The 6,133-nt window shown below is 43.6% G+C and carries 3 protein-coding genes and 1 pseudogene; 2 read left to right on the forward strand and 2 right to left on the reverse strand.

Annotated elements, in window-relative coordinates; all coding sequences use genetic code 11:
• Window positions 1-363 precede the first annotated feature (363 nt).
• Entirely contained in the window at window positions 364-1,329 is a 966-nt protein-coding gene (locus tag H595_RS23005; RefSeq protein ID WP_037055436.1) for a helix-turn-helix domain-containing protein, read from the reverse strand.
• Window positions 1,330-1,433: 104 nt separating this feature from the next.
• Here H595_RS23005 and H595_RS0119045 point away from each other — a divergent pair, with 104 nt between their 5' ends.
• Together H595_RS0119045 and H595_RS0119055 are read left to right on the forward strand one after the other, a co-directional pair.
• Window positions 1,434-1,955, forward strand: coding sequence for a cysteine hydrolase family protein (locus tag H595_RS0119045; protein ID WP_027672581.1), 522 nt, complete (start codon window positions 1,434-1,436; stop codon window positions 1,953-1,955).
• Between the two features lie 1,131 nt (window positions 1,956-3,086).
• Window positions 3,087-5,738: a TrlF family AAA-like ATPase gene (locus H595_RS0119055; protein ID WP_027672582.1), complete on the forward strand. Its 2,652-nt coding sequence runs from the start codon at window positions 3,087-3,089 to the stop codon at window positions 5,736-5,738.
• 229 nt (window positions 5,739-5,967) lie between these two features.
• Here the strand turns inward: H595_RS0119055 and H595_RS24195 are convergent.
• Window positions 5,968-6,133: pseudogene (locus tag H595_RS24195) on the reverse strand (IS5/IS1182 family transposase); the annotation flags it as partial.

Consider the following 6,133-nt stretch of genomic DNA (forward strand, 5'->3'; position numbering starts at 1 on the left):
ATAACCTCAAAAGAATGATGTCTATCTGGGGTACTGAAGGATTAGCCATTAAACTGCAAGAGCATTGCGGCTAGCGGCTGTAGTCGCTTTAGCTCCTGATACCACACCAATAGCGCTCAATATCGGACTTAATGAGCCTCCGAACCGCACTGAATGAAAACTAAAACGCACACAGATAACTTCAGCGAGGCACTAACAGTGCATACTGGCCAACCGCTGAAAGAGCGGAAAATATGAGTTTTTACACAGCCTGAGCGAATTGCAGACCTAACGACCTGACCATTTTGTTCAGATAACATGTCCGCTTTGCTGCCGGAACGGAACTTCGACGCCACCGTGCTGAACCAAAGATGGATGGCAAATTTAAACCCGAATAGTACTGGTGAATACTCGCCGCCATTGCTGCGGTGAAGTTTTAAAGCGCAAGCGGAAATGATGCCGTAAGCTTTCCACACTGCCAAAGCCGGTCAGCTCAGCCACACGCTCAATCGGCTGTAATGTATGTTCTAACAACTGTTGCGCTAGGTTAAGCCGCTCAGCGATTAGCCAATTGGTAACGGTAGTTCCGGTAAACTGCCGAAACTGCCGAGTGAAACTGCGCCGACTCATTGCCGCTGCTGACGCGAGTGAATCCAGCGTATGCGGTTTTTCAAGCTGGCCACGCACTGTCTGCAAAAGTAAACTGAGTCTGTCATGACCGGCGGTTTGCGACAGAGGGTGCTCAATGTATTGAGCTTGCCCACCATCCCGATGGGGCGGGATCACTAAACGTCTGGCGATCCGATTCGCGGATGTTGCGCCGAGTCTGCTACGGACAAAAGCCAAACATGCATCAAGCCCAGCTGCCGTGCCAGCCGATGTCAAAACCCTACCACTTTCGACATAGAGTAAATCAGCCATAACCTGTACCTTGGGATACAATCGCTGAAGTTCATCAGCACACTCCCAATGGGTGGTTGCTTGTTTTTCATCCAACAAACCAGCCGCAGCCAACACAAAAGCACCGAGACAGAGCCCGACAATAGTTGCACCTTGCTTGGCTCTTTGCCGCAGGATATCAAGCAATACCTCAGGCGGCTGTTCATCAGGTGAGCGCCAACTAGGGACCACAATTACATCGGCGTATTGTAATGGCGTTAAGTCAGCGAAGCCGCTGAGCTGATAACCAAGGCTACAGGTCAGCGGTTGTGGTTCTGCACTGCAAATCGATACCTCAAAGAGCGATTTATTATGAGGCCCCTCAGCAAATACTACCGATGGTACAGCCAAGTGAAATGGACTGATCCCCTGAAAAGCAACAATAGCGACTTGTAGCGGTTGAGGATGCATAACATAACTCAGAATGGCCCGATATTAACGATGTTAGTTGTTTAGGCCAAAGGTCGCAAGGGGGCGTAGAGTAGATAATGACGCCTTTAACTCAGGAGGCTCAGATGCAAAAATCCGCTTTACTCATCATAGATGTTCAAAACGACTATTTTCCGGCTGGCGCCTTTCCGCTGGCAGATACTGACAACACCTTAGCTGCGATTGAATTGGCAATACTAAAAGCACAAAATGCTTACATGCCGGTTGTTATCGTGCAGCACATTGCTGATGCTAATGCAGGTGTCGCACCGTTTTTTAACCCAGGGACCGAGGGTGCTGATATTCATCCGCGGATTTTACAGCTAGCGCCAGCAGCTCGTTTTGTTGTCAAGCACTATGCCGACAGCTTTGTCCAAACAAACCTTGCAGACACATTAGCGCAGTTGGAGGTTACCGACCTCATTCTATGCGGCATGATGACGCAAAATTGTGTTACACATACGGCGCTATCACTTTCAGCGGGCAACTACAAATCAGTTACGGTGTTAACAGATGCTACTACGACAGTATCGCCGTTGTTGCATGCCATCGCGCTGCATGCACTTTCGACACGGGTGAGATTAGCACCGGTAGCAGCAGCGTTATAACCGAGCTTCCTAAAAGTAAAAGAGCTGTCTTCGCAGCTTTTTTACTTCCAATGAAACATTTGGAAATTGCATTTTAGTAAGTGTTTATCTGTGAATATTCGATATAGGTTTTTCAAAGCATTTTGATTTATCCTCGTCAGAGATGACGGCTTTTAATGTAAAGCAGCTATTTAAATATGTATCAGTGAATTTCCGAAATTTGTACAAAACCACTATTCGACGAAGTGGTACTTTCCGGGAAAGTGGTGGTGCAATTAATTTGCAACACGTGGTAAGGATCAGTTGCAATGGGGTGGTAAATTAAGTGCAATTATCCACAGCTGCAGTGGCAGATTATGCCCCACCGGATACACACCTTTGGCGTCAAAATAGCGCGACAGTACATGGTGTTGTAGCTGCAGCAACACCTAAGGCTAGCGAAGCCCCATTGGCAACATCATGAACAGTATCTCTTGAAGGAGTAGCATCAGCGACTGCTGTTTTTACGGCAGAATCCCTTGGCTACCGCCAGTAATAACAACTACTTTTTGAACGCTCATTATTCATCCTTTTAGCGCTGAATTTGATGTAATGCATAACAATTTCATCAAAAGGAAAAACCACGTTTTTAAGCAGGGGTAGCACTTTTGAGTTTTTAAACACCCAGCAACGCTAACGTAAAAATACATCGATCTCACGGCCTTGGCGGTAAGTACCTTGCGACTTGAAAAACAAAGCATGGGTAAACCCGCAATGTGGTTTTGCATCATAAATCTGACATTTTTGGGTTTGTCGTACTGTTTACTACAAACTGGCAAGTAACTCAAAATAGGCATGAATTGCGCTCGTTTTTTAACGTGTCGGCAATGCGAGAACTTCTCGAAATTTTCGAGAGCCCCCTGATCTGTTACTTGGCAAACGTCCGCTTTCAGTTAAAAGCGCCGATTTAATCAAATCTCAGTGAATTTCCGCTTTTGGCACTGACTTGCCTTAACTAATCGAAGGCAGCTACGAGTGAGAAGCAGAAGTAAAGTGTAGGTCGTGCAATAACGATCGGTACTAGGCTGAAAAAGATTACAGTTTTAAGCGTTAAAACGCATTAACATGGATGATAATTTCAGCTTAATCTAGTCAAAATAAATAAGGATGTTTATGAATGATGTGGCGTTCACCAAAGCAAAATTTTGGAAATGTGCACTCCAAGTTAATCCCGCGAACTACATTGGTTATCGGGGAAAACAGCAAGGGTTATCAGAGGATGAGTACAACCGAAAACTTTTGGAAGTTTGCCTTGAAGAAAACATCAAAGTTGTTGGTCTAGCTGACCACGGAAATGTTGACTCAGTAAACAGAATCCGAACTTTACTGTCTGACCAAGGTATTGTCGTTTTCCCTGGCTTCGAAATTGCGTCGAGTGAAAAGGTCCATTTCGTTTGCCTTTTTCATGAAGACGAGACAGTTAAAAATCTTGAGCACTACCTTTACGAACTTGGTATTGATTCTAACCAAGGTACGTTGCCTTCACCGCATAGCGCAGACTTTATATTGAACAAAGTGCGTGAAAAAGGCGGATTCATATATGCAGCACATTGCACAGACGACAATGGCGTACTCAATCAGAAACTAAACAATATTTGGAAAAATGAGTTATTAGTTGCCGCTCAAATCCCGACAACAGTTCAAGCTATAAAAGAACAAGGTGACCAAGCAAACTTTCAAATTCTGTCAAACAAAGACGTGGCGTATCAACGTAATATTCCTATGACGTTAATCAACGCAAAGGATGTTGAAGAGCCTGAAACCTTAAGAAAAGACAACGCGTCGTGTTTAATCAAAATGACAGAGCCCAGTTTTTCAGCGTTTCTACAAGCATTTCATGATCCGGAATCAAGGGTCAGATTAAATTCAGATATCAGCGAACAGTATTACTCTAGGTTGGAGTCTGTTGTTTTTATTGGTGGGTACCTAGGCGGCGTTGAAATAGACTTTTCCGAGCATCTCAATACCGTCATAGGTGGTAGAGGTACGGGTAAATCAACTTTGATTGAATGCATTCGTTACGCGCTCGATGCTACTCCAATCAGCAAGCAAGCCCGTGAACAACATGACAAAGTGGTTAAATCAAACTTAGGCTCTGGACAAATCAAGCTTACAATAAAGTCTGCAACTAAGCATGGTCAGAACTATCAGATTACAAGGCGGTATGGGCAATCTCCTGTTGTTACAGAAAAGTCAGGGCAGATATCGAGCTTCGTACCTAGAGACCTTTTGCCTGAAATCGAAATATTTGGACAGAATGAAATTCATGAAATTGCTAAAGATTCTAGTGAGCAATTAAAAGTCGTCGATAGATTCTTGAACAGGGGCAAGATTGAACAAGAGTCGGGCATTGTCGAAGTTGTAGGCGACTTAGTTGAAGCCAGTCAGAAGATAGTAGATTTAATAGCCCAGTCGTCAGATCTTGAGTCCGATGTTAAACGGCTTGAACAGCTGGAAGAGGATGCAAAACGCTTTAAAGAATTGGGAATTGATGAGCAACTAAAAATTCTGCCGTTGCTCGCATCAGAGAAAACGCTATTTGGAACCGTAAAAGAAGAGCTTTCTGATTTTTCCGACACATTAGGTGAATTGATAGAAGGCATTCCCTCTACAGACTGCATTTCGGAAGAGGATATCAAGGATTTCCCCGATAAATTGGTCTTTACTGAACTTAGAAGCATCATAACAAATTTGAACAAAGATTTAGGTACCCTGCTAACGCAAGCAATAACTAGACTTGCTAGCGGCAATACTGCGGTATGTGAAATAGAGAAGCGTCTTGAAGCAAGTATTCAAGCCAAAGAGACTACAATAGAAAAAGAGTTTAAGAAGATTAACCCAATAGCGGGGAAAACAGGCTCTCAGATTGGTGAAGAATATCACCAGTTAGTTAAAGACATTGCTCTGTTGAAATCGAGCAAAACAAAATTGACCGTAGCAAAAGCTCAACTCGCTCAATTTGTAGCGGCTCGGAAAAAATTACTGTCTTCGCTCTCTGACAAAATGTCGCTGAGAAGTAGTCAATTTGAACTTGGTGTAAAAAAGTTAAATCGAAAGCTTAAAGGCAACATAAAAGTAAACTATGTTCCTGAGGGGAATCGCGGTTCTTTAATTGATAAGCTTGTGACATTCAGAATGCCAAACGTTGCTAGCGGAAAGCTTCAGTGGATTAATACCGCTGAGCATTTTTCTCCAATGCTATTGGCAGAAAAGATTCCCGAAGGTAAATACGCAATACTCGCACAAAATTGGGGGTGTACAGAATATGTTGCGGAGCAGCTAACTAAAATTTCAGAATCTCAAATCATGGAGATTGAAGCATTTATTGTTGAAGACTTCGTAAGTATTGAACTCAATGTTTCCAACAACGAAATACCTATTTACAAAGTTCTCGACTCGTTATCCACGGGCCAACAATGTACAGCATTACTGCATTTGTTGTTGCTAGATAACAAAGATCCTCTGTTGCTGGACCAACCCGAAGATAACCTGGACAACGCATTTATTGCCGACAGAATAGTGACTCAGGTGAGAAGTGCCAAGTTAACACGACAATTCATTTTCGCTACACATAATGCAAATATTCCAGTATTTGGTGATGCTGAATGGATTGGTGTTCTTGAAGCAACCGCAGACAGCGCGACACTGCCAAAAAATAACCAAGGTTCAATAGATCAAAAGTCGATACAGTCACTGGCCGCGAAAATACTCGAAGGCGGTAAAGACGCATTCAATCGTCGTCGAGAAAAATATGGATTTAAGTGACATAGTCAAATTCCAGTCATTTAAAGAAACCTTGATGTCCGCTTTTGGCACAGGCTGTGTAAAAACTCATATTTTCCGCTCTTTCAGCGGTTCGCCAGTATGCACTGTTAGTGCCTCGCTGAAATAATGAGTGTGCGTTTTAGTTTTCATTCAGTGCGGTTCGGAGGCTTATTAAGTCCGATATTGAGCGTTATGGGTGTGGTATCAGGAGCTAAAGCGACTACAGCCGCTAGCCGTAACGCTCTTGCAGCTTTTTAGTTAATCCTTCAGAACCCCAGATGGACATCATTCTTTTGAGGTTATAAGCCAGCACATGCAAACTGATTTCCGTGCTAACGTTCTTAAATCGCCGCGTCAGTAAGTGTGTCGCACCCATCCACATTTTAATTGTTCCA

Source organism: Rheinheimera baltica DSM 14885, from assembly GCF_000425345.1.
Taxonomy (GTDB): domain Bacteria; phylum Pseudomonadota; class Gammaproteobacteria; order Enterobacterales; family Alteromonadaceae; genus Alishewanella; species Alishewanella baltica.